The sequence below is a fragment of the Myxococcus sp. CA039A genome (assembly GCF_013336645.1).
Lineage (GTDB): Bacteria > Myxococcota > Myxococcia > Myxococcales > Myxococcaceae > Myxococcus > Myxococcus llanfairpwllgwyngyllgogerychwyrndrobwllllantysiliogogogochensis.
In genome coordinates, this window is the sequence record NZ_JABUMQ010000115.1 from 1 (window position 1) to 21,209 (window position 21,209).

Annotated in this window: 20 protein-coding genes; 11 read left to right on the top strand and 9 right to left on the bottom strand. The window is 69.0% G+C overall.

Translation table 11 applies throughout. The features are described 5' to 3' along the window. Positions 1–304 precede the first annotated feature (304 nt). On the bottom strand, positions 305–4,456 hold the full coding sequence (locus tag HR086_RS20200) for a MopE-related protein (protein ID WP_174466422.1): 4,152 nt from the start codon (positions 4,454–4,456) through the stop codon (positions 305–307). 410 nt (positions 4,457–4,866) lie between these two features. On the opposite strand from HR086_RS20200, the gene HR086_RS20205 reads away from it, so the two are divergent. Beyond that, positions 4,867–6,057, top strand: coding sequence for a glycosyltransferase (locus HR086_RS20205; protein WP_174466423.1), 1,191 nt, complete (start codon positions 4,867–4,869; stop codon positions 6,055–6,057). A 30-nt stretch (positions 6,058–6,087) separates the two neighbouring features. Here the strand turns inward: HR086_RS20205 and HR086_RS20210 are convergent, their stop codons facing one another. Then, positions 6,088–7,341 (bottom strand): glycosyltransferase family 4 protein, encoded by a 1,254-nt coding sequence (locus HR086_RS20210; RefSeq protein WP_373564329.1) that lies wholly within the window; start codon positions 7,339–7,341, stop codon positions 6,088–6,090. An 89-nt stretch (positions 7,342–7,430) separates the two neighbouring features. On the opposite strand from HR086_RS20210, the gene HR086_RS20215 reads away from it, so the two are divergent. From HR086_RS20215 to HR086_RS20230, 4 genes are read left to right on the top strand one after another with little or no spacing between them, the layout of a single operon-like run. Further along, positions 7,431–8,363 carry a hypothetical protein gene (locus tag HR086_RS20215; protein WP_174466424.1) on the top strand — a complete coding sequence of 311 codons (933 nt, stop codon included), beginning with the start codon at positions 7,431–7,433 and terminating at the stop codon, positions 8,361–8,363. Then, positions 8,360–9,013, top strand: coding sequence for a hypothetical protein (locus HR086_RS20220; RefSeq protein ID WP_174466425.1), 654 nt, complete (start codon positions 8,360–8,362; stop codon positions 9,011–9,013). Before HR086_RS20215 ends, HR086_RS20220 begins: the two co-directional genes overlap by 4 nt. After that, positions 9,010–9,384 carry a hypothetical protein gene (locus HR086_RS20225; RefSeq protein WP_141646374.1) on the top strand — a complete coding sequence of 125 codons (375 nt, stop codon included), beginning with the start codon at positions 9,010–9,012 and terminating at the stop codon, positions 9,382–9,384. The genes HR086_RS20220 and HR086_RS20225 overlap by 4 nt, the downstream gene beginning before the upstream one ends. Beyond that, entirely contained in the window at positions 9,384–10,424 is a 1,041-nt protein-coding gene (locus HR086_RS20230; RefSeq protein ID WP_174453710.1) for a hypothetical protein, read from the top strand. Before HR086_RS20225 ends, HR086_RS20230 begins: the two co-directional genes overlap by 1 nt. Here HR086_RS20230 and HR086_RS20235 read toward each other — a convergent pair. Continuing rightward, positions 10,414–10,797, bottom strand: coding sequence for a serine/threonine protein kinase (locus tag HR086_RS20235; RefSeq protein WP_141646376.1), 384 nt, complete (start codon positions 10,795–10,797; stop codon positions 10,414–10,416). The two genes, HR086_RS20230 and HR086_RS20235, sit on opposite strands and share 11 nt — an antisense overlap. Positions 10,798–11,081: 284 nt before the next feature. On the opposite strand from HR086_RS20235, the gene HR086_RS20240 reads away from it, so the two are divergent. The 3 genes from HR086_RS20240 to HR086_RS20250 all read left to right on the top strand — a co-directional run bounded on the left by HR086_RS20240 (position 11,082) and on the right by HR086_RS20250 (position 14,321). Then, on the top strand, positions 11,082–12,572 hold the full coding sequence (locus HR086_RS20240) for a HAMP domain-containing sensor histidine kinase (RefSeq protein WP_174466426.1): 1,491 nt from the start codon (positions 11,082–11,084) through the stop codon (positions 12,570–12,572). A 100-nt stretch (positions 12,573–12,672) separates the two neighbouring features. Then, positions 12,673–13,278 carry a hypothetical protein gene (locus tag HR086_RS20245; protein ID WP_141646378.1) on the top strand — a complete coding sequence of 202 codons (606 nt, stop codon included), beginning with the start codon at positions 12,673–12,675 and terminating at the stop codon, positions 13,276–13,278. Positions 13,279–13,334: 56 nt separating this feature from the next. After that, the gene (locus tag HR086_RS20250) at positions 13,335–14,321 is read left to right on the top strand and encodes a LysR family transcriptional regulator (RefSeq protein WP_174453713.1); all 987 of its coding nucleotides are present in this window, start codon (positions 13,335–13,337) and stop codon (positions 14,319–14,321) included. A 53-nt stretch (positions 14,322–14,374) separates the two neighbouring features. Here the strand turns inward: HR086_RS20250 and HR086_RS20255 are convergent, their stop codons facing one another. Genes HR086_RS20255 through HR086_RS20265 form a run of 3 tightly spaced genes read right to left on the bottom strand, consistent with a single transcriptional unit; the run spans position 14,375 to position 16,946 of the window. Next, positions 14,375–15,313, bottom strand: a complete 939-nt coding sequence (locus HR086_RS20255; protein ID WP_174453714.1) for a pirin family protein — start codon at positions 15,311–15,313, stop codon at positions 14,375–14,377. Between the two features lie 60 nt (positions 15,314–15,373). Next, complete coding sequence (locus HR086_RS20260) at positions 15,374–16,303, bottom strand: LysR family transcriptional regulator (RefSeq protein ID WP_174460568.1); 930 nt, start codon at positions 16,301–16,303, stop codon at positions 15,374–15,376. A 52-nt stretch (positions 16,304–16,355) separates the two neighbouring features. Further along, on the bottom strand, positions 16,356–16,946 hold the full coding sequence (locus HR086_RS20265) for a TetR/AcrR family transcriptional regulator (protein ID WP_174466427.1): 591 nt from the start codon (positions 16,944–16,946) through the stop codon (positions 16,356–16,358). Between the two features lie 189 nt (positions 16,947–17,135). Between HR086_RS20265 and HR086_RS20270 the strand changes: the two genes are divergently transcribed. From HR086_RS20270 to HR086_RS20280, 3 genes are all read left to right on the top strand, one after another. Beyond that, on the top strand, positions 17,136–18,146 hold the full coding sequence (locus tag HR086_RS20270; RefSeq protein ID WP_174466428.1) for an NAD(P)-dependent oxidoreductase: 1,011 nt from the start codon (positions 17,136–17,138) through the stop codon (positions 18,144–18,146). Between the two features lie 34 nt (positions 18,147–18,180). Beyond that, positions 18,181–19,194 (top strand): NAD(P)-dependent oxidoreductase, encoded by a 1,014-nt coding sequence (locus HR086_RS20275; RefSeq protein ID WP_174466429.1) that lies wholly within the window; start codon positions 18,181–18,183, stop codon positions 19,192–19,194. 136 nt (positions 19,195–19,330) lie between these two features. After that, complete coding sequence (locus HR086_RS20280) at positions 19,331–19,756, top strand: ATP-dependent helicase HrpB (RefSeq protein ID WP_174460570.1); 426 nt, start codon at positions 19,331–19,333, stop codon at positions 19,754–19,756. On the opposite strand, the gene HR086_RS20285 is transcribed toward HR086_RS20280, so the two are convergent. From HR086_RS20285 to HR086_RS20295, 3 genes are all read right to left on the bottom strand, one after another. Further along, entirely contained in the window at positions 19,757–20,257 is a 501-nt protein-coding gene (locus tag HR086_RS20285) for a MarR family winged helix-turn-helix transcriptional regulator (RefSeq protein WP_217439503.1), read from the bottom strand. A 57-nt stretch (positions 20,258–20,314) separates the two neighbouring features. Then, a complete protein-coding gene (locus HR086_RS20290; protein ID WP_217439504.1) occupies positions 20,315–20,698 on the bottom strand; it encodes a response regulator in 384 nt (127 codons plus the stop codon). A gap of 77 nt (positions 20,699–20,775) precedes the next feature. Beyond that, a complete protein-coding gene (locus tag HR086_RS20295; RefSeq protein WP_174453720.1) occupies positions 20,776–21,129 on the bottom strand; it encodes a helix-turn-helix domain-containing protein in 354 nt (117 codons plus the stop codon). Positions 21,130–21,209 lie beyond the last annotated feature (80 nt).

Below are 21,209 nucleotides of genomic sequence, written 5' to 3' on the forward strand. Positions count from 1 at the left end.
GGGTGGGGTCCTCGTCCCAGTCCCAGTCGGGCGCCTCGGGCTCCACGATGCAGCCCGCGAGTGTTCCCGCGAGCGCGATTGCCCACCAACGACGCGCGTGCATGTGTGACGTGCCTCCGGGGGAGCCTAGGGGTCCGGCCTTGCTGCGGGGATGGCTCCACCGTGCCCCTGGACGGGGGGCGGCGAGGTTTATTCACGGACAGCGCCAGGAACCCTCACGAGGAGGGTCCCCGGCGCCTCAGGGCCGTGGAGTTCTCATCGTCAGGCTACGGGGGGCCTTCGGCGCTGAAGGGAGAGAGGGGTATCAGATGGGTGTCTCCTGGCACTGGGGGAGCAGCGAGGCCTCTCCGAAGCTCAACTCCGACATGTCGTAGGGACACGGAGGGAGGGAAGCGCACCCTTCGTTGTTCTGTCCGGAGCAATTGTTGTCGATGGCGTCACGGCAGATCTCCGCTGCGCCAGGGCTGACGGCCCCATTGCTGTCGTTGCAGTCCGTGGCGTTGGCAACGTAGCCGGCCGGCCGCGCACAGCTCTGAGTGGTCTGGCTCGCGTTGCCATAACCGTCGCCGTCCACATCCCGGTACCAGGTTGATGTCGCGCCTTCGTCCACGGCACCGTTGCAGTTGTTGTCCACTCCGTCGCAGGTCTCCGAGGCACTTGGGTGGATGCTGGAGCTGCCGTCATGGCAGTCGCTGGTGTTCGCCACATGGCCGGAGGGCTGCGAGCAGGCCTGCGTGGTCGAGGAGGCGTTGCCGTAGCCATCGCCGTCCGCATCTCGGTACCAGGTCGATGTCGCGCCTTCGTCGACGGAGCCATTGCAGTTGTTGTCCAGGCTGTCGCAGACCTCAGTGGCTCCGGGACTGGAAATCGCGCTGCTGTCATTGCAGTCGGTGGAGCTCGTCACGTAGCCGGAGGGGCGTGAACAGGCTTGGGTGGCGGTCGACGCGTTCCCGTAGCCATCTCCGTCCGCGTCCTGGTACCAAGTCGACGTCACGCCCTCGTCCACGGAGCCGTTGCAGTTGTTGTCCTTGCCGTCACACGACTCAGTGCGCCCCGGCCGGATGCTGGAGGTGGTGTCATCACAGTCCGTGCCATCGGCCACGTGCGAGGAGGGTTTTCGGCAGTTCTGCACGGAGACGCTCGGGTTGCCATACCCGTCCAGGTCGCCGTCCAGGTACCACGTCTGGAGGGGAAGGCCCTCGTCCACCGAACCACTGCAGTTGTTGTCCACGCCGTCGCAGGCCTCCGTGGCCGCGGGGTGGATGGTCGCGCTGCTGTCATTGCAGTCGCTGCTGTTCGCGACGTAACCCGAAGGAGGAGCGCAGGCGGCACTCGTGGATGACAGCTTCCCATAGCCATCACTGTCGAAGTCTCTGTAGTACGTGGTCTTCACTCCCTCGTCCACCGAACCACTGCAGTTGTTATCCACGCTGTCGCAGACCTCCGTGGCTCCGGGGTACGCATTCGCCCGGGTGTCGTCACAGTCGTCGTCGTTCGAGGAGTAGCCCGTGGGTTGGGCGCAGGCCATGACGCTCGGGGTCCAGTAGCCGAAGCTGTCGCCGTCCGCGTCGCGATACCAACGTGTCTGGACCCCTTCGTCCACGGAGCCGTTGCAGTTGTTGTCGATGCTGTCGCAGGCCTCGCTCACTCCGGGCTTGATGCTCGCGCTGCCGTCATTGCAGTCGCCGGAGCGTGTCGAGTATCCAGTGGGCTGCGAGCAGGCCTGGGTGGCGTCCGCCGCGTCCCCGTAGGTGTCGCCGTCAGCGTCCCGGTAGAAGGTGGACGTGACGCCTTCGTCCACGGAGCCATTGCAGTTGTTGTCGACGCTGTCACAGGTCTCCGCGGCGTTGGGCCTGATGCCGACGTTGCCATCATTGCAGTCCGTGGCATCCGACACGTACCCGGAGGGCTGCCTGCAGTTTTGCAGGGAGATGCTCGCGGCCCCGTAACCATCCGAGTCCGCATCCCGGTACCAGGCCTGAGTGGTGAGGCCCTCGTCGACCGCGCCACTGCAGTTGTTGTCCACCCCATCGCAGACCTCCGAGGCTCCCGGGTGGATGTCCGCGCTCGAGTCATTGCAGTCTGTCGCGCTCGCCACGTAGCCCGTGGGCTGACGGCAGCTCCGTGTCGACAGCGTGGACCGACCATGGCCATCGCCGTCTCCATCCAGGTACCAGTCCTGGGTGGGAAGCCCTTCGTCCGCGCCTCCCGCGCAGTTGTTGTCCACGCTGTCACAGACTTCGGGGGCCGCCGGGTGGATGGCCGCGCTGGCGTCATTGCAGTCCGTCGCGTTCCCTACGTAGCCCGCGGGCATCGAGCAGGCCTGGGTCGTCGTACTCGCGGTGCCGAAGCCATCGCCGTCCTCATCGCGGTAGAACGTGCTCAGCACGCCTTCGTCCACCAGGGCGTCGCAGTCGGTGTCCGCACCGTCGCAGACCTCCGCCGCTCCGGGCTTGATGGACGCACTTCCGTCGTTGCAGTCCCCCGACACGGACGCGTAGCCCGCGGGCTGACGGCAATCCCGCACCGTGTCAGCCGCCATGCCAAAGCCGTCACCATCGGTGTCGCGGTACCACGTGTGCTGCGTCAACCCTTCGTCCGCCTGCCCGTCGCAGTTGTTGTCCACGCCGTCGCACAGCTCCGGCGCAATCGGATTGAACGTGGCCTTCGTGTCGTCGCAGTCCCCCGCGTTGGGCGCATGGTCCACCGGACGCGCACAGGCCTGCATCGACTGCGATGTCACACCGTAGTTGTCGTGGTCCATGTCCAGGTACCACGCCGTGAAGGTCAGGCCGTCGTCCGACTGCCCGTTGCAGTCGTTGTCCCGGTCGTCACAGACCTCCGCTGACGGCCCCTGCTTCTGCACACAGTCGAGGACGCCATGGGTGCAGTACCTCACGCCCTCGCCGCACACGCCCTTGTCTCCCGTCTCGCACGTCACGAGTCCGCCTGGGTTCCCGTCATCCACTTCGCCGTCACAGTCGTTGTCCAGGTTGTCGCACTGCTCGACCGACGCGGACTGGTTCTGCGTACACACCACGCTGCCACCCGTGCACGCGGTGGTGCCCGTCGCGCAGACCCCGAGCAACTCCGTGTCGCACGTCGTGCCACCACCCGGGTTGCCATCGTCCGCCACGCCGTCACAACTGTCGTCCAGCCCGTTGCACTGCTCCGACGCACCCGGGAACGTCGTCGACGTGAAGTCGTCACAGTCGACGTCCTCCACGTAGCCGTCCGGCGCGGTACACGACTCCAGGGCGATGTACTCGTCCCCAAATCCGTCCATGTCCCCGTCGAAATAGAATGTGTTGAGCACCAGGCTCGCCACCGGAGCCGTCGTGGCCGCCGTGGTCGTCGCACCCGTGCCGAGCTGCCCTTGTCCGTTGTTGCCCCACGCCCACACCGGGCAGTCCGGACGCACCGCCAACGCGTGGTGGTAGCCCGCCGCGATGGCCGTTGCGTCCGTCATCCCCACCACGTCCACGGGAACCACGCTGTTGCCTCCCGCCACGCCATGGCCCAACTGCCCGGAGGCGTTGAGTCCCCACGTCTTCACCAGCCCGTTGCCCATGATGGCCATAGAGAACGAGTGGCCCGCGCTCACCTGCGTCGCCGCGAACAGTCCGTTGACCGCGGTCGGCGTCAGTACCGGCGTGGATCCCGGCGTTCCGCTGCCCACCTGGCCTGACGAGTTCTGTCCCCACGCCCACACGTTGCCGAACTGCTCGTCAATCACGAGCGAGTGGCCCGAGCCCGCGGCGATGGCCTTCGCCCGAGGCAGGTTGGCCACCAGCGTCGGTACCAGGATGGAGGGCGTTGCGCTCCCCGTGCCCACCTGTCCGAAGTCGTTCTTGCCCCAAGCCCACACCTTGCCGTCCGCGTCCAACGCGAGCGCGTGGTTGTGGCCCGCCGCGATGGCTCGAATGGTCGGCAGGCTGTTCACCTCACGCGGCGTCGGCTCCGCGCTCGTGGGCGCGGTGCCCTTGCCCACCTGGCCGGAGGCATTCTGTCCCCAGGCCCAGACCCGGCCGTCCTGCCCCAGCGCCAGCGAGAAGTTCCCATTCGCCGCGATGGCTCGGATGCCGGAGAGCGCCGCCACCTGAGTGGGCAGAAGCACCGTGCCTCCCGCCATGCCGAGGCCCACCTGCCCGAAGTCGTTCTTGCCCCACGCGAAGACCTCGCCGTTCGTGCCGAGCGCGAGCGAGTGTGTCTGGCCCGCCGCCACGGCCTTGATGGACGGCAGCCCGATGGCCTTCGTCGGACTGGTCACCGGCGTGTTGTTGTTCGGGCTCCCCGTGCCGAGCTGGCCGGACAGGTTCTGTCCCCAGCCCCAGACCTCGCCATTCCTCTGCACGAACAGCGAGTGGTAGGCACCCGCCGCGACGGCCCGGTCCACCTTCACCGGCGACGACAGTTTTTGATGGGTCGTGGTCGGCTCCGACCCATTGTCAGACATGGGGGCGGGGTCACCGCAAGACATTGCGACCAGCATCAGGGGAACCACGTATCGAACAAATGGATTTTCCGGCCGTCGCGGGCATTGCCTTCTCAAGGGGTGCTCCTGTGGTGCTCCAGAGCCCGGCCTCTCGGGCGAGGAGCATGGGGGACGGACCTCCCGTGGGGGCGTGGGGTTGGGTCGACACCCACGACACGGTGAATGGGTCCAGTTCAAACCAAGGGGAGGTTTGAGCGCAGTCGGTCTGCCACGGGGGTGAGGGCCTTTGAATGGTGTGGTTGATTTGTCGCGGGTGTCCAATGAAATCATCTGGCTTTGCGCGTCGTGGTGTTTTGTTTATCCATGGGTGGGGGATGGCTCGGTGAGATTCCCGTCGGGTGGGTCGCCCGGAGCCGGGTAGATTCGGTCCCATGGCTGGCTCACCTCGCGTCCTTCTCCTCGCTGAACGCTTCCCGCCCGATATCGGAGGGCTTGCTCGCAGTGGCGCTCGCACCGCTGGCGCACTGGCTCGGCTGGGGGCTCGGGTGGACGTGCTGGCGTGGACACGCACGGCGGCTCCTGGAGCGTTGAGCACGCTGGATGACGCGGGCGAGGTGACGCCGTTTGCTCGCGGTGTCACGTTGCATCGGCTGGGCCTGTTCGGGAGCAGCGACCTGTCGATGCAACACACGCTGGACGTGCTCGACTATCTGCACTCGAAGCGGCGCTATGACCTGGTGTGGGGACACTACCTGTCGCCACCGGGGTTCCTCGCCGTCGTGTTCGCCGCCTCGGTGGGGATTGCGTCCACGGTGAGTGCTCGGGGCAATGACGTGGACCAACACATGTTTCCTCCCGGGGATTTCGCCCGGCTCCTATGGACGCTCCAACGCGCGGATGTGCTCACCGCCGCTTCCGCCGACCTGGGAAGGAAGATGGGGTTGTTGCTCGGGAAGGATGGGCAGGTGGAGGTCATCCCGAACGCCGTCGACACCGAGGTGTTCTCACCTGGGCTCGCGGACCCGGTGCTGCGCGAGCGACTCGGTATCGCCCCCGGTGAGGTGGTGCTCGGCTTCTCGGGGGAGCTGCGTCACAAGAAGGGACTGCCGTTCCTGCTCTCCGCGCTCACGGAGGTGAGGCGTACACGGCCCGCGTGTCTGCTCGTCATCGGGGAGGTACGTCCTCGCGACGCGGAGCACCTCGTTGCCTACCGTGCCGAGCATCCCGAGGACGGTGCTCGCATCCTCGTCTCCGGCGCGCTCGAAACACCGGAGGCCATCGCCGCGCACCTGCGCCTGTGTGATGTGTATCTCCAACCGTCGCTCTGGGAGGGGATGCCGAACGCGCTGCTGGAGGCGATGGCGTGCGCCTGCCCCGTCATCGCCAGTGACGCCGGGGGCATCCCCGAGGCCGTGGACCACCAGCGCAACGGTTTCATCGTGTCCAAGGCCCTGTTGAATCATCTGGGGCAGGCCTGTCTCGACGTGCTGTCTCTGTCCCCGGACCACCGCGCCACGATGGGCGCCGCCGCGCGCAGGCGCATCCTGGAGCGGTTTCAACCCGACGCCGAGGCGGAGGTGCTGCGCCGCGTGCTGGCTCGCGCGGTGCCCAGGGTGGGTTGAGGGCTCGCCGCAGCTTCCCCGCGCGACAGCTCAACCGAGCTCAGCTTCGGGACTCAGGCCCTCGCGCTTTCTCTTCATCCCGAGCTGCTCTTCATACGCCACTACCAGGGCCTCCCGCGCGCGCGCCCAGGTGAAGTCGCGCTCCACGCGGGCTCGGGCTCTCATGCTGAGCGCGGGCCCCAGCGCTGGATTCGCTCGCAGGTCCTTCACCGCCTCCGCGATGGCCTTCGGTGAGCCCGGCCTCACCAGCAACACCTCGTCAGGCCCCGCGAGCGTCCGCACCACCGGCAGGTTCGACGCGATGACCGGCGTGCCCGAGGCCATCGCCTCCAGCAACTTCAACGGACAGCACCCCTGCACGCAGTTGCGGTCATTCACCGGCAACGGCACCAGCACCGCGTCGCATTCATGATGCAACGCCGCCAGCGCGTCCTGCGGCATCGGCTCGCGCAGCTCCACCGCGCCCTCCAACAGCAGGTCTCCACACCGCTCCAACAGCACCCGTCGCTGGTGCTTGCGCAGTGGCCCCACCAGCGTCAGCACCGCGGGCACCTCCGCGCGCAGCAGCCTCAGCGCCTCGATGACGTGGTGCACTCCCTGCCACGACGTCATCGTCCCGCTGTAGAGCAGTCGCACCGGCCGCCCCGGCTCCAGCCCGCGCGGTGTCGCATGACGAAACACCTCCAGCTCCACGCCGTTCGGAATCACCCGCACGCGCGAAGCCTCCGCGCCCCGCTTCACCAGGTACTCCGCCGTCACCTCGCTGGGAGTCACCAGCAGGTCCGCGCGCGCGATGCACACGTCCTCCTGCGCCACCAGCTTGAGCATCAGCTCCGCGTCTTCCGCTACGTCCGGGTGGTGATACTTCAGCTCGATGGACGGCAGCCCGTTCACCTCGAACACCAGCGCGTCCGTCAGCGCTTCCTTCCTGCGCGCTACCGGGTAGCCCTCGAAGATGGAGCGCACGTGGACCACCGAGGCCCGGGGCCTGTCCCTCCACCACGCCGCCAGGTGCGTGCGGAACGACAGCGCCTGCGCCACCAGGTCTCGCCCCCGCGCGTCCAGCGGGTGATACGTCACTCCCTCCACGAGTGGATGCGGGGTCGCGCTCGCGGTGGGTCCGTCTCGGAGCGCCAGCAGGTCCACGCCCCCGAAGGCCGCGCCCAGGGCCTCCACGAAGGCCCGGATGTGCACGGCCGCTCCCTTGGGCGCGGGGAATCGGTCGAAGGAGGCGTAGACGATGCCGGACGCGGAAGCCACGGCCCGCGTGGTATCGCGGCTCACCCGGCTCGGCAAACCGGGAGGTTTGCCCCTCTCCCCGCCGACCCATACACTCCGCGCTCGTTCCTGGCTCCGAAGGGGAGCTTTCCGCCTTGGCCTTCGACATCGACCGCTTCCGTGTGGAGAAGCGCTACCGCAACACCGCGCCCGTCTCCGAGCTGATGGAAGACCTGGGCTTCCTCGCGCGCTTCGACGGGGAGATGGCTGTCCTCAAGCGCCAGTGGCAGCAACGGGCCTTCATCGTGGGCGGCGTGGGCGTGGGCCTGTTCTTCCTGTCGTCCCTCGCCAACAACCTCCTCGACTCCGAGCAGCCCGCCCCCTCGTGGCTGAACGGCTTGGTGCCAGGAGGCATCGGCCTGCTGGTCGTCGCGGTCGTCCTCCTGGTCAAGGCCTCCCGGTTCGGCCGGAACGACCTGGAGGACCGTCGCTACGGGCTGCCCACGCTGTTGCTGCGACGGCTGCGCCGCGACATCGCCCCCGAGGAGCCCGTGTCACTGGAGCTGGACTTCCATCCCATCGACCACAAGGCCAAGTGGAAGCGCAAGGGCATGGCGGGCACATGGAAGACGAATGAGTTCGAGGACCCGTGGCTGTCGCTCCAGGCGCGCCTGCGCGATGGCACGCACCTGCGCCTCGGCATGACCGAGTGGCTCCAGAAGCGCTCCCGCACCAAGCGCAATGCGCGGGGCAAGTACAAGATGAAGAGCAAGCAGAAGAGCGGCTCGTACCTCCAGGTCCAGCTTCGCGTGAAGCCGGAGCGCCACCCCGAGCTCACCCGGTTGCAAGGCGCGGCCCGCGAGGCGGTGAAGCTCCCGCCGACGGTGGCGCTCACGAAGTTGCAGGTGTCCGAGGACCGGCTCAGCCTCCGCGCCCGGATGGACTCCGATTGGGAAGCGACGGAGACCGTGTCCACGCAGTCGCGGGACGCGACGCGCGCGTGCCTCATGATGCTGTTGAGCCTCTACCAGGTGCTCAACTTCTCCACCTCCCAGCGCAAGCACCACCCCGCGAGGGCTTCCCGATGACGTTCCGCGCGCTCCTGCTGAGCCTCCTCCTCACCGCCGCCTGCTCGCGTCCCTCGAACTCCGAGGCCCCGTCGACCCAGACGCAGTCCGCCTCCGCGGGCGACGAGGTCCCCCTCCCGGGCAAGCTCAAGTTCAAGGACGCGGACGACCGCGAGCGCTTCTCGCTCAAGCCAAAGGACGACGGCGCCAAGCTGGTGGACGGCGACGACCGCGAGCTGGCCCGCTTCAAGTGGAAGGGCACCGCCCTCAAGGTGTCCGGCCCGGATGACACGGCGCTGGGCTACGTCCTCGGCTCGGCGGGTGGCGCGCTCACCGTGCGCGACGGAGCGCAGCGGCAGGTGCTCTACACCCTCGCGCGACAGGGCTCCGGCTGGCGGCTCACCGACGCGAAGGGCGCGCTGCTCTACACCGTGTCCTCGGACGACGAGGGCGCGCGCATCCAGGATGCCTCCGGCGCCGAGGTCGCCCGCGTGAAGGTGCGCGAGGGCAAGGTGTCGCTCCGGGAGCCCGGTGGCAAGACGCTGCTCGCCACCAAGTCGCTGGTGCGCGCGGACGCGGCGGCCTGTCTCGCCTTCGAGAAGCTGGACCTGCCCTTCCGCGTGGCGCTGCTCCATCAAATCCAGACGCCGCCGTCCGGGTCCGCGCCATGAGCCCCTTCTCCAACGAGGGCTGTGAGGTGAGCACGGGCTTCCTGTTCTCCCATCCGTGTGGACTGCCCGCGGGCGCCCTGTGCCCGCGCTGCGGCAAGAGCGTCTGTGACGCGCACCTGACGACCCAGCAAGAGGCGCTCGTCTGCACAGGCTGCGCGATGTTGGGCGACGAGGACCCGGAGGACGACGGCTCGACGACCACCGACTCGGACGACGCGAGCGCCTACTACGACGACTACGGCTACTACGGGTCGGGCTCCTCGTGGGCGCGGGGCTCCTCGAAGGACCCACACGACTTCACCGAGGCCGACGGCGAGAGCCTGCGGCACGAGGACGACTCCTCCTTCGAGGAGGACCTGGGCGGAAGCTGATGGCGGGCGCGCGCTGGCTCATCTACGCGTTGGGCGGAGGCATGGGTCACTTCACCCGGGCCTGTGGACTCGCGCGCGTGGCGGCCCGACGGGGACACCGCGTCACCGTGGTGACCAACAGCGTCTTCGCTCCGGACGTGCCGCTGGAGGACGTGCTGGGCGCCGGAGCCCATGTGCACCGGCTGAACCCGGACCTGGCCAAATCCGCCGTGCGCGAGGCGGTGGAGTGTCTGCTTGACGGCGTGCGTCCGGAGGTCCTCGTGGTGGACACCTTCCCGCGCGGCCTCGCGGGGGAGCTGGCGCCCATGCTGCCCGGACTGCGCATGGGCAAGGTGCTGGTGCACCGGGACTTGAATCCCACGTATGTGGCGCGCTTCAACGTCGCGGCGGCGGTGGAGGACTTCGACCTGCTGCTCGTCCCCGGTGAGGACGCGCCCTTCTCCCAGCACCCTCGCGCCGTGCGCACCGCGCCCTGGCTCCTATTGGAGCGCGATGAATGGCTGAGCCGCGCGCAGGCCCGTGAGCGGCTGGGCGTGGCCGCGGATGATATCCGTCCGCTGGTCGCGGTGATGGGCAGTGGCAACGCGGAGGAGGTGGCGGAGGCGGGCGCCATCGCCACGCGGCTCCAGGAGCGACTCGGGGCTTCGGCGCCGGTGCGGTGGCTGGCGCCTCCGGGGCCCTGGTTCCCCGTCCGCGCTCCGAGCAGCGGCGCGGCCGAGCGCAACCTGCTCCAGCCCGTGCGCGTGTGGCCCGCGCTGGCGGTGATGCCCGGGGTGGACATCCTGGTGGGCGCGGGCGGGTACAACACCGTGCAGGAGGCGCGCGTGACGGGCACTCCGCTGGTGGCCCTGGCTCGCGCTCGCCGCTACGACAGGCAGGCGGTGCGGCTGCGTCCGGAGGAGCTGGCCCGCACCGAAGCGGAGTTGATGGAGCGAGTCGCCGCGCTGGTGGGGCCCCGCTCCGCGCGCGCGCCGGAGACCTACTCCGGGGGCGCCAGGGACGCGGTGGCGCTCATCGAGCGCACCTTGCTCAATGCTTGAGGTCCTTGTGGCCCGGCGCCGGGTCGATGCCGTGCGCCATGATGAAGTGGTAGACGACCTGCGGGTCTTCCTTCGGCCCGCTCATCAGCTCCACCAGGAAGTGGCCCTGCGTGCCTGAGTCCGGGTCCGGGGCCACGTTCACCTCGGTGACCTCGCGGCCCGCGAGCACCAGCTCCCCCACGAGCACCTTCCCCTTGAGCACCTGGATGATGTGCTGACGCTCCTCCTCCAGCAGCAGCCAGTGGAAGTCGTCGTGGTCATACAGCATCGCGTCGACGGAGCCGCACCGGAGGATGCATTGGGTGTGTTCCTGGAGCCAGCGCCAGAAACCATCGAATTTCAGGGTACGTACCGGTTGGGGGAGCATGTCCATGGTGACCTCGCGCGCGGGGGGCAGGGGGGCTCACGCTCGCCCGCCACGTCCGGCCTTCCCTAGCACGATTGCCCTCGCCCGGTGCTGACGCCGTGCGGGGAACCCCCCACCATGCCCGGCTGCTGTCCACTCCGTGAATCCCCCACGTCCTGGGCTTGTTCCTCCAGTCATGAAGGGGGCGTCCCATCCACATCCGTCCCCGGCTTCAGCGAGGTCCCAATCGTGAGCTTCCCCGCCCAGAGCCAGGTCGTTCGTGGAGTCCGTCCGCCGTGCCAGGAGGCGACATGAGTCTGCGCGCCTGGCTCGCCGCCATCATGGGCGGCCTCGCCCTGCTGACGCTCGTGGCCGCCACCGCGCTCATCGTCCTGACGAACGCGCAGAACCACTCGGCGAACACGCTCGGCAACTCCGTGGAGGGACTCCATCTGGCGGAGGAGCTGGAAATCGACCTGCTCATCCATTTCCGGCTCAGCGGCGTGACGGGCCCGGTGGAGGTGACGTCCGAGCGCATCCGGGGCAGGACGCTCCAGAGCATCGAGTCCTCGTTCCCCCGGTTGCTGGAGGGCCTCAATCGCAGTGCCTTCGGCGCCCCGGAGCAGGCGCTCATCCGGGAGGTGGATGAGCACTTCAGGCAGTACCTCGCCACCCAGCGAGAGGCCGCTCGGCTGCCCCTGCGACAGCGCGCCCAGCGGGTGATTCCCGCGCTGGATGCCTCGCTGGATTCGCTGGAGCGGCTGGTCCAGCTCAACGTGGAGGAGGCCCGGACGGCGCGCGAGTCCTCGGCGGACCTCAACCGGATGGGCAACACCGTGGGCCTGGTGCTGTGTGGCCTCCTGCTGGTGGGCCTGGTGACCGGCACCTACCTGTTGCGACGCATCGCCTGGCAACCCCTGCGGGACATCAGCCAGTCCATGCGCCGCTTCGGCGCGGGACGCAAGCGCACCCGCGCGCCGGTGGCGGGCCCCACCGAGCTGCGCGACATGGCGCGCACCTTCAACGAGATGGCCAACAGCCTCACGCACCAGCAGGAGCAGCAACTCGCCTTCCTCGCGGGCGTGGCGCATGAGCTGCGCAATCCGCTGTCCGCGCTGAAGCTGTCCACCGCCCTCACCGAGCGAACGCGCGCGCAGCTCACGCCGGAGCGGATGCAGCGCACGCTCGCGCTGGTGGGACGGCAGGTGGAGCGCCTGGACCGGATGGTGGGGGACCTGCTCGACTCCACCCGCATCGAGGCGGGCAAGCTGGAGCTGCGGCCCGAGGTGCGCGACGCGCGCGAGCTGGCGCGGGGCGTGGTGGAGCTGTACCGCTCCAGCGACGGCGGGCACGTGCTCCAGCTCGACGTGCCGGAGACGCCCCTGCTGGTGCGCGTGGACCCGGACCGGCTGGAGCAGGTCATGGCCAACCTGGTCAGCAACGCGCTGAAGTACTCGCCGTCCGGCAGTCGCGTGGATGTGGCGGTGCGCCGCGAGCAGGAGGACGTGCTCCTGCTCGTGAAGGACCAGGGCATCGGCGTCACCGAGGAGGAGAAGGGCATGCTGTTCGCCCCCTTCCAGCGGCTGGGTGATGCCCGGAGCAAGCGCGCGCCGGGGGTGGGGCTGGGGCTGTCCGTCGCGCGGCGCATCGTCGAGGCCCATGGCGGGCGCATCGAGGTGGAGAGCACGCCCGGAGTGGGTTCGACGTTCTGCGTCCGGCTGGCCCTCGCCACCCAGGAGGCGGGGGGCGCCGTGGAGCTCCCGGCGGCCACGGCTCCGGTGCCTCCGGACGCCCTGCACTAGACGCAAAGCGTTGCGTGCCGCGCTTCCGTCGGAGAGGCTGGGTGCGCCAGGGAGGCGTCGGACGTACCTTCCGGGCTCCATGACAGGAGTCGCCTGGAACATGAAGATTTCGCGCCGAGTCGCGCCGCTCGCCATCCTGCTCTCCGTGGGAGGACTGGGGGCGTGTGCCTCCCGCCAGCCGGCGCCTGAGGCCCAGGCCGCGCGGCCTGCCTCCGCCACGCCCGCCTCTGTCATCCAGTCCACGGAAGGGGGCTTCTCCGTCGCCCTGCCGGGGCCGGTGAGCGAGGAGCGCCGCTCCCAGGTCACCGATGTGGGCGAGGTGACACTCCACACGTTCATCGCCGTCCGTCCGGAGTCGGACACGGCGTACTACGTCTCGTACACGGACTTCCCCGCGGCGGCGGTGTCGCAGGCGAAGCCGAGCGACGTGGTGTCCCGCGCCAGCCTGGGTGCGCTGGAGGCCCTGGGCGCCACGGGCGTCTCCTCGAAGCCCCTGACGCTGGAGGGCTTCCCGGGCTGGGAGGTGGAAGGGGTCTCCGGGCCGCGTCGGCTGCGAGGCCGCTTCTACCTGGTGGGCCCCCGGCTCTATCAGCAACTGCTGCTGCATCCCGAGGGCAAGCCGCCCCAGGACGCGGAGGGCTTCTTCGAGTCCTTCCGCCTGGATCCCCAGGTGGCGGCCATGCTGTCGGGCGCGCAGCGCTCCTGAGTACGCGGGGCCGGGTGTTCCGGTGATGCGGGCGGGTGCGGTATGCCAGCCCCGCGATGAATCTCTCGGCCATCGACCTCAACCTGTTCCTCGTGCTGCACGCGGTGCTGGAGACGGGGAGCGCCACGGGTGCGGCGCGGCAGCTCCACGTCACGCAGTCGGCGGTGAGCAACGCGCTGGCCCGGCTGCGGGAACTCTTGGGAGACCCGCTGCTGGTGCGTCAGGGAAAGGGGCTGGTGCCCACGCCTCGCTGTGAAGAGCTGAGGCCGCTGCTCAACAACGCGGTGGCGCAGCTCCAGGTGGCCGTGGATGGCCAGCGCTTCCAGCCGGAGGAGAGCACGCGCCGCTTCACGCTGGCCTGCGGTGACAATCAGGATGTCTGCGACGTGCCCCGCATCGTCGAGGCCTTCGCGCACCGCATGCCGCAGGCGCAGCTGCGCGTGGTGAGCATCGACTTCCTCGTCGCGTCGGATGGAATGGGGACGGGGGAGGTGGATGTCGCGCTGGGGCCCCGGATGGTGGCCACTCGGGAGGGCTTCTGCGTGGAGGACCTGTACCTGGAGGAGGTGGCCTTCGTCGTGCGCAAGGACCACCCGCTCATCCCTGGGACGGTGCTGACGCGGGAGGCGTTCAACGCCTGCAAGCACATCGACATCGTCATCACCCAGGGCCGTCCGGGCGTGGGGCGCTCCATGTTCGAGCGGTTCCGCAAGGAGAACGGCCTGGAGTACAGCTCGGCGCTCGCCGTCTCCCACTTCATCGCCGCGGGCATGGCCGCGACGCGCACGGACTACGTCGCGGGAATGCCGGGACGCACGGCGGAGGTCCTCTGCGCCATGCTCCCGCTGAAGCGCCTGCGGTTCATGCCCGCGCCTCCGCCCATGACGATGTCGCTCATGTGGCACACCCGTACGGACGCGGACCCCGGCTCGCGCTACTTCCGGCAGTTGCTGTTCAATGTGCTGAAGGACATGCCGGCGACTCGCGCGGAGCCGCGAGCGAAGCCGCCCACGAGCCCCGCGCGCCGCGCCCGGAGCCGCTGACGCCCGCCGGACTCGGTGGTCCGGGGGCGCCCGCATGCTTCAGTCCCGCGCTGTCATGAAGTGCTCGCCGCGTCCTCGGGGAGCTCGCCGAACTTGCCGGACTCGAAGTCGTGAATGGCCTGGAGCACTTCGCGCTGGCTGTTCATGACGAACGGGCCCAGATGGACGATGGGCTCGCGCAGGGGCTCACCCGCGAGGACGATGAGATGCGTGTCCGTTTCGGCACGCAGGGACAGGAACTCGCCGTCGTTGGCGAAGAGCGCGAGCTCGCCCTCGGTGGCCGTCTCACCGCCGGAAGTCACGCGACCGGAGGCGACGAGCACGATGGCGTTGTGGTGCTTCGGCAAGGGGATTTGGAGGTCCGTCCCCGCGCGCAGTCGCACGTCGAGCATTGAGATGGGCGTGAAGGTCCGCGCGGGACCCTGGGTGTCGTTGAAGTTGCCCGCGATGACTCGCACCGTTCCGCCCTCGACGGGGACGGTGGGAATCTGCGCCGCGGTGATGGGCTGGTAGCCCGGCGCGGCCCGCTTGTGAGCGCGGGGAAGGTTCACCCAGACTTGAAGCATCTCGAAGACGCCACCGCGTCGGGAGAAGGCATGCTCATGGTACTCCTCGTGGAGGATGCCGGACGCGGCCGTCATCCATTGCACGTCGCCCGGGCCGATGACGCCCGAGTGGCCCGCGTTGTCTCGATGCGCGACGTTTCCTTCGAACGCGAGCGTGACGGTTTCGAAGCCGCGATGCGGATGCCAGCCGACGCCCCGCTGACCCTTCGCGAGGGGCGGGTAGTGATGCGGCGGATGGTGGTCCAGCAGCAGGAAGGGGCTGACACGTTCCTGGGACACGCCCCCGCTGGGGACGAGCGTCTTCACGCGGAAGCCGTCACCGACCCAGTGGAAGGGCCCGCCGCCGTGGACGCTCTCGAGCGTCCGCGCACGGGGAAGCGCGTGGGGAACGGTGGGGGGAGTCAGTGTCTGTGTCGTGGTGCTCATGACACAGAACGTAAGGGTGGAAGCGGAGGTGTAAATCGCTCCCGCGCATGATGCTTATCATCACGTCGTGTGATGGTCCCCGAGCGCGAGCTGGCAGAGGGAGGTGAGCCGGTTGGAGGCCCACGTCGCCACGGGCCCCAGCGGCGTGCCCTTGCGGCGCACCAGGGCGAGGGGCCGCTGTGGCGGAGGCCCGCCCTCATAGGCGGCGAGCCGCAGACGCACCAGTCTCCCCGCCGCCAGGTCCTCGCTCACCAGGTGCTCGGGCTCGTGGCCCCAGCCGAGCCCGCCGAGGATGAGTGCATGTTTCGTCATCAAGTCCGCGACGCGCCAGCTTTTCGCGGAGAAGACGCCCCGGTCCGCCGTGCCTGTCTTCCCGGAGGGCAGGCGCTCACTGAGGACGAGCTGGGTGGTGGTGGCGAGGTGCTCGTCGGTGATGACGCCCTTCACCGCCGCGAGGGGATGTGACGGCGCGGCGACGGGGAGCATGCGCAAGAGCGCGATGGGGCGCTGCTCCAGGCCGGAGAGGTCCAGGTCCGCGCCGGCGATGGCGAGCGTGGCCTTGCGCTCGCGCAGGCGCTCCGTCACGGCGGCGAGCAGCTCCACCTCCAGCGTCAGCTCCACGCCGGGGTGCGTCTGCGCCAGCTCCTTGACGAAGGACAGCAGCGCGGAGGTCGGGAACATGGCGTCGACGACGAGCGCGAGCTTCGTCTCCTCGCCGTTCTTGAGGCGGCTGACCACGGTCTGGAACGTCGCGAGGTCGTCATGCAGTCGCTGGGCGGCGGCGACCACGGCCTCGCCCTTCATCGTCAGGCGGGGGACGCGGCTGCTGCGGTCGAAGAGGCGCATGCCGAGCTGCTTCTCCAGCCGCTGCATGGCCTGACTGACGGCGGGTTGTCCCTGGCCCAGGCGCCGGGCCGCCGCGGAGAAGCTGCCCTCTTCGGCCACCGCGCGGAGCGTCCGGAGCTGGTCGATGGTGACGCTGTCGAGCACCGCGCGACTGCATCACATCGACGCGGGCGTTGCACGCGTGGCGGGCCTTGCCCTACTTGCGCGCCGACAGCCAGGAGACGATGAGCGAGCCCAATGTCGTCGCGGCGGTGCTCTCCGAGATGGCGCCCCGGAGCATGTCGCGTGAAATCGCCTCCGCCGCGCCGATGATGCCCACGCAGCGCAGGCGCAGGGTCTCCTTCGGCAGCTCGCAGTAGGGCGCGAGCGCGTCCCGGTAGAGGTCCACATAGCGGTCCAGAATCGTCTGATAGAAGGTCTCCATCTGCCCGTCGCCCTTGAGCGCGGCGGAGATGGCGTGCTGCTCGGGACCGATGGTCAGGTAGCAGTGCATGTACGAGCCGCTCATCACCTTGGCGACGTCCTCCAGCTTGCGTCGCGTGCGCTGGAGCGCCTCCTCGAACTCAGTGAGCTGCGCGGCGTCGATGCGCTCATACAGCGCCATCAGCAGCCCGGCGCGTGACTGGAAGTGCTCGTAGGGGATGGGCTTGCTGACGCCCGCGCGCTCGGCCAGGTGGGCGAGCGTCAGCGCGTCCGTGCCTTCCTTCCTCACCACCGCCATCGCCACGTCGAGCAACTGCTCGCGTCGCTGGGCCTTGGGGAGCTTCTTGGGGGCGGGTTCACTCATGGGACGTCGCGGCGGCACCCTTGGGGCTTAGCTGCCTCGACGCGGACGCGCAACCGGACCCTCGTCGTCGAAATCGTGGCGAACCTACTTTTGGTAACTTACTTTAAGTAGGGTCAACGCGGCACCATTTCCCGCCGGCCCTCCGGCCCCCTCAACCACTGCCTCTCGGGGCAGGGGAGCGCACCCGTCATGTCTTCGAACCCTCGGAAACCCGTCCTCATCATTGGTGGCTCGGGCGTTGTCGGCTCCCTGGCCGCCAAGGCCCTGCGTCGGCTGCAACCGGACCTGCCGCTCACGATTGGCGGCCGGGATGTGTCCCGCGCCCAGGCGGTGGCCCGCGAGGTCGGCCTCGCCGACGCCACGACGGTGGACCTGTCGCGGCCCGATTTGGGCCAGCCCTCGAGCCGCGCCTACAGCGCCGTCGTCCTGTTCGTGAAGGACGACACGCTCAACTCGCTGCGGTACGCGCAGGCGCACGGGCTGCCGTACCTGGGCATCTCCACGAGCCTGTTCGAGGTCGCTCCCGAGGTCGCCCTCCACATGCACCAGCCCACGCGCTCGCCCATCCTCCTGGGCAGCGCCTGGCTGGTGGGCGCCGCCACGCTGCCCGCGCTCCAGTTCGCCCGGGAGTTCCGCGCGCTGGAGTCCATCGCCATCGGCGCCGTGCTCGACGAGCAGGACGTGGGCGGGGCCGCCGCGTACGCGGACCTGGACCGGCAGTCGAAGGCCACGCCCAACACCCTCATCCTGGAGAACGGACAGTGGCGCTGGGTGGGAGGCGACGCGGCGCTGCGCACCTTCCGCGACGGAGAAGGGCAGGACGTCCAGGGGCAGGCGTACACGATGCTGGACCCCGCGAGCCTCGCCGCCGCGACGCAGGCGAAGTCCATCCGCTTCGATGTCGCCATCGGCACCTCCGCGCCGCGCCGCCGTGGCGAGCCCTTCTCCACCGAAATCATCTTCGAACTCGAAGGCACGCTGCACGACGGCACCCGGACGCGCGTGCGTCACGAGTTGATGCACCCGGAGGGACAGGCTCCGATGACGGCGGTGGGCGTGGCCGTGGGCGTCGAGCGGTTGCTCGGCCTCGCGGGAGGCGCACCCGTCACGCCGGGGCTCTACCTCCCCCATGTCCTCATCGAGCCGGAGTACCTGCTGCGCCGACTCCAGGAGTTCGGCGCCCGGCTTCGTCGCGCATGACCTCCACCTCTCTTCCACACACAGGAATCCCATCATGAACGCATCGAACCTGAAGCCCGTCCTCGTCATCGGAGGCTCCGGCATTGTTGGACGCCGGGCCGTGAAAGCACTGCGCGAGCTGCACCCGGAGCTGGCCCTCCGGATTGGAGGACGTGATGTGAGCAAGGCCGCCGCGCTCGCCAGGGAGCTCGGCCGGGCGGAGGCCGTGCGCATCGACCTGGAGCGCGATGATTTGGGCCTGGCTCCAGACGCCGCCTTCAGCGCCGTGGTGGTGCTGCTCAAGGACGACACCCTGCGCTCGATGAAGTACGCGCAGGCGCACGGGCTGCCGTACGTCTCCTTCTCCGACTTTGTCTTCGACATCGGCCCGGAGGTCGCGCTCCACATCCAGAAACCCACGGCCGCTCCCGTGCTCTTCCTGGGGCACTTCCTGGGCGGCACCGTGGCCATGTCCACCCTCCAGTTCGCTCGCGAGCTGAAGAAGGTCCACTCCATCCTGATTGGCGCCGTCTTCGACGAGGAGGACGTGGGCGGGCCCGCCGCCAGCGGAGACATGGAGCGGCTGACGAAGGGCGTGCCCAGCCCGCTGATTCGCAAGGACGGGAAGTTCCTCTGGGCCACCACGGAGGAGGACACGACGCGGACCTTCCAGGGGGCGGACGGCACGCAGTGGAAGGGCCGGGCGTATCCGTTGCTGGACGTGGCCACCCTCGCGGCGGTGACGGACGCGAGCACGGTGCGACTCGACTTCGCGGTGCGGGCCGCGTCGAGCCGCCCGGCCGGTCAGGGTCCCGGCCACGAGGTCATCATCGAGCTCATCGGAGAGTTGCCGGACGGGACGACGACGCACGTGCGCCACACGCTGGTGGATGGGGATGTGCATTCGGGGCTGAGCGGGAGGGGCGTGGCGCTCGCGGTGGAGCGACTGCTGGGGCTCGTGGGAGGGGCTCCCGTGGCCCCGGGGCTGTACTCGCCCGAGGGGGTGTTGGACCCGGCCCATGTCGTCGAGCGCCTGAAGGCGTGGGGCACGCGGATTCAGCGCGCGTGACTCGGTGAAGTGTCTCCCGCGTGGACGAGGGCCCGACCTTTCGGGAAGGGCCCTCGCGCCGCGCCAGGAGGCTGTCAGCCCCGGCGGGGATACTCGCGGGTGACGCCTTGCTCCACGCCCGAAGGAGACGGTCCCCATGACGAGCCCGCTGACCGCGGCACCACTTCCACTTCCGCCGCAGGTGACGCCGCCACCGGTGAGTGTCGCGGCCGAGAAGCACGAAGCGTCCCGGTTCGATGGCGTCCTCGCGGACAAGGCGAATGCCCCTTCGAGCCCGAGCGCTCCACGTGAGGTCGCTCCCTCGAGCGCGGTGTCCCCGGTCGCCAGCACCGAGCGGACGGTGCTCCACGGCATCTCCCGCTTCGTCCAGGAGCTGGAGCAGGGCCAGCGCGTGCTGGACGACATCATCCAGTCCGCGTCCTCTGGCGCGCACTACTCCAACGCGGAGTTGCTGGCGCTCCAGGCGTCCATGTACCGCTACACACAGTCCCTGGACCTGGTGAGTCGCGTCGTCGAGAAGGGCACCAGCGGGCTGAAGGACGTCCTCAAGACGCAGGTATAGCTACCCCGTCTTGCGGCGCTTGCTCGCGGGCGCGGGCGGAGGCTCCTGCTCCAGTCGGGAACTCAGGGCCTCGCGGATGGCGAGCACGCGGGCCTTGAGGTCCTGCAACTCCTCCAGCGATGAGCCCGACGCCTCCAGGATGGACGGAGGCACGCACTCCGCCTTCGCGCGCAAGCCGCGCCCCGAGGTCGTCAGCCGGATGCGCACCTGCCGCTCATCCAGCACGTCCCGCTCGCGCTTGACGAGCCCCGCGGACTCCAGCCGCTTGAGCAGCGGCGTGAGCGTCCCCGAGTCCAAGAGCAGCCGTTCCCCCAGCGCCTTCACCGTGACGTCGTCCTCTTCCCACAGCACCAGCATCGCCAGGTACTGGGGATAGGTGAGGCCCAGCTTCTCCAGCAGCGGCCGGTACGTGCGGTTGAGCAGGTGCACCGTCGAGTACAGGGTGAAGCAGAGCTGCTCGTTCAGGTGGAGCGCGTCGACGCGCTTCTTGGGCAGGGGCATGGCGGTTCCTCCCCGCAACATGCGGCCCAGGTCCATTGCGCGCAATGGAATCGCGCTTCAGGACGTTCCGGGAAGGCGCGAGCCGCGCAGCCAGTGGGGCACGCGCTCCAGGAGGTCGTGCCCGTCGAAGGGCTTGAGGAGGGTGTCGAGCACGGCCGGGTGGAGCACCCGCCGGGGCGTCAGGGCCACCACGGTCAGCCCGGTCCAGGCGGGGTGTCGGGCGAGGCGCTCCAGGAAGGCGTACCCGTCCATGCGCGGCATCTCCATGTCCAGCAGCACCAGGGAGGGGCGCCCGTGCACCTCCAGCCAGGTGAGCGCCTCCAGGCCGTCCTTCGCCACGGCGCTGCGATAGCCCGCGCTCGTGAGGACGTCGACCACGGAGGCGCGGAGGTCCGCGTCATCCTCCACGACGAGCAGCGTTCCTTCGGAGGCTCCTGGCATGAGAGGTCGTCTCCCTAGGTCATGGTGGGCGCGGGGTACAGGGAACATCTGCCGGTTCGCACCGGCAGAAGAGGTCCTCAGGTTTCCTCGAACATGGCCTGGAGCACCCTCCAGGCGAGCTTCACCTCCGGGCCGGAGAGGCTGGACAGGAAGTCGCAGATTTCCGCCACCTCTTCGGTGCGCTCCTGCTCGAAGCCGTTGAAGAGCGTCTTGAGTGACACGTCCAGGCCTGTCGTCAGCTTGCCGAGCGTATCCAGCGACGGAGAGAACGCTCCGCGCTCGATGCGACGGATGGCATCCACCGAGAGCTCGCACCGCTCCGCGAGGGCCTCCTGGGTGAGCTCCCGGTTGTTGCGAAGCTGGCGCACATGGCCGCCGAACTTGCGATGGAACCTCGTCCAGTTCGCTACCTTGTTCTTCGCATTCTCCATAGTGGGTGACGGGTAATCTGGGGACTCCGCGTCCCAAGTGAAGTGAAGATGTTGTCGGTTGGACCTCGGATGTCGCCCGT

Bases quoted from the DNA above. Each gene is read 5' to 3' on its own strand.
- HR086_RS20225 (WP_141646374.1), top strand. From the start codon at position 9,010: ATGAGCCCCTTCTCCAACGAGGGCTGTGAGGTGAGCACGGGCTTCCTG.
- HR086_RS20255 (WP_174453714.1), bottom strand. From the start codon at position 15,313: ATGAGCACCACGACACAGACACTGACTCCCCCCACCGTTCCCCACGCG.
- HR086_RS20245 (WP_141646378.1), top strand. From the start codon at position 12,673: ATGAAGATTTCGCGCCGAGTCGCGCCGCTCGCCATCCTGCTCTCCGTG.
- HR086_RS20290 (WP_217439504.1), bottom strand. From the start codon at position 20,698: ATGCCAGGAGCCTCCGAAGGAACGCTGCTCGTCGTGGAGGATGACGCG.
- HR086_RS20230 (WP_174453710.1), top strand. From the start codon at position 9,384: ATGGCGGGCGCGCGCTGGCTCATCTACGCGTTGGGCGGAGGCATGGGT.
- HR086_RS20295 (WP_174453720.1), bottom strand. From the start codon at position 21,129: ATGGAGAATGCGAAGAACAAGGTAGCGAACTGGACGAGGTTCCATCGC.
- HR086_RS20240 (WP_174466426.1), top strand. From the start codon at position 11,082: ATGAGTCTGCGCGCCTGGCTCGCCGCCATCATGGGCGGCCTCGCCCTG.
- HR086_RS20280 (WP_174460570.1), top strand. From the start codon at position 19,331: ATGACGAGCCCGCTGACCGCGGCACCACTTCCACTTCCGCCGCAGGTG.
- HR086_RS20235 (WP_141646376.1), bottom strand. From the start codon at position 10,797: ATGGACATGCTCCCCCAACCGGTACGTACCCTGAAATTCGATGGTTTC.
- HR086_RS20220 (WP_174466425.1), top strand. From the start codon at position 8,360: ATGACGTTCCGCGCGCTCCTGCTGAGCCTCCTCCTCACCGCCGCCTGC.
- HR086_RS20270 (WP_174466428.1), top strand. From the start codon at position 17,136: ATGTCTTCGAACCCTCGGAAACCCGTCCTCATCATTGGTGGCTCGGGC.
- HR086_RS20265 (WP_174466427.1), bottom strand. From the start codon at position 16,946: ATGAGTGAACCCGCCCCCAAGAAGCTCCCCAAGGCCCAGCGACGCGAG.
- HR086_RS20205 (WP_174466423.1), top strand. From the start codon at position 4,867: ATGGCTGGCTCACCTCGCGTCCTTCTCCTCGCTGAACGCTTCCCGCCC.
- HR086_RS20200 (WP_174466422.1), bottom strand. From the start codon at position 4,456: ATGTCTGACAATGGGTCGGAGCCGACCACGACCCATCAAAAACTGTCG.
- HR086_RS20275 (WP_174466429.1), top strand. From the start codon at position 18,181: ATGAACGCATCGAACCTGAAGCCCGTCCTCGTCATCGGAGGCTCCGGC.
- HR086_RS20285 (WP_217439503.1), bottom strand. From the start codon at position 20,257: ATGCCCCTGCCCAAGAAGCGCGTCGACGCGCTCCACCTGAACGAGCAG.
- HR086_RS20250 (WP_174453713.1), top strand. From the start codon at position 13,335: ATGAATCTCTCGGCCATCGACCTCAACCTGTTCCTCGTGCTGCACGCG.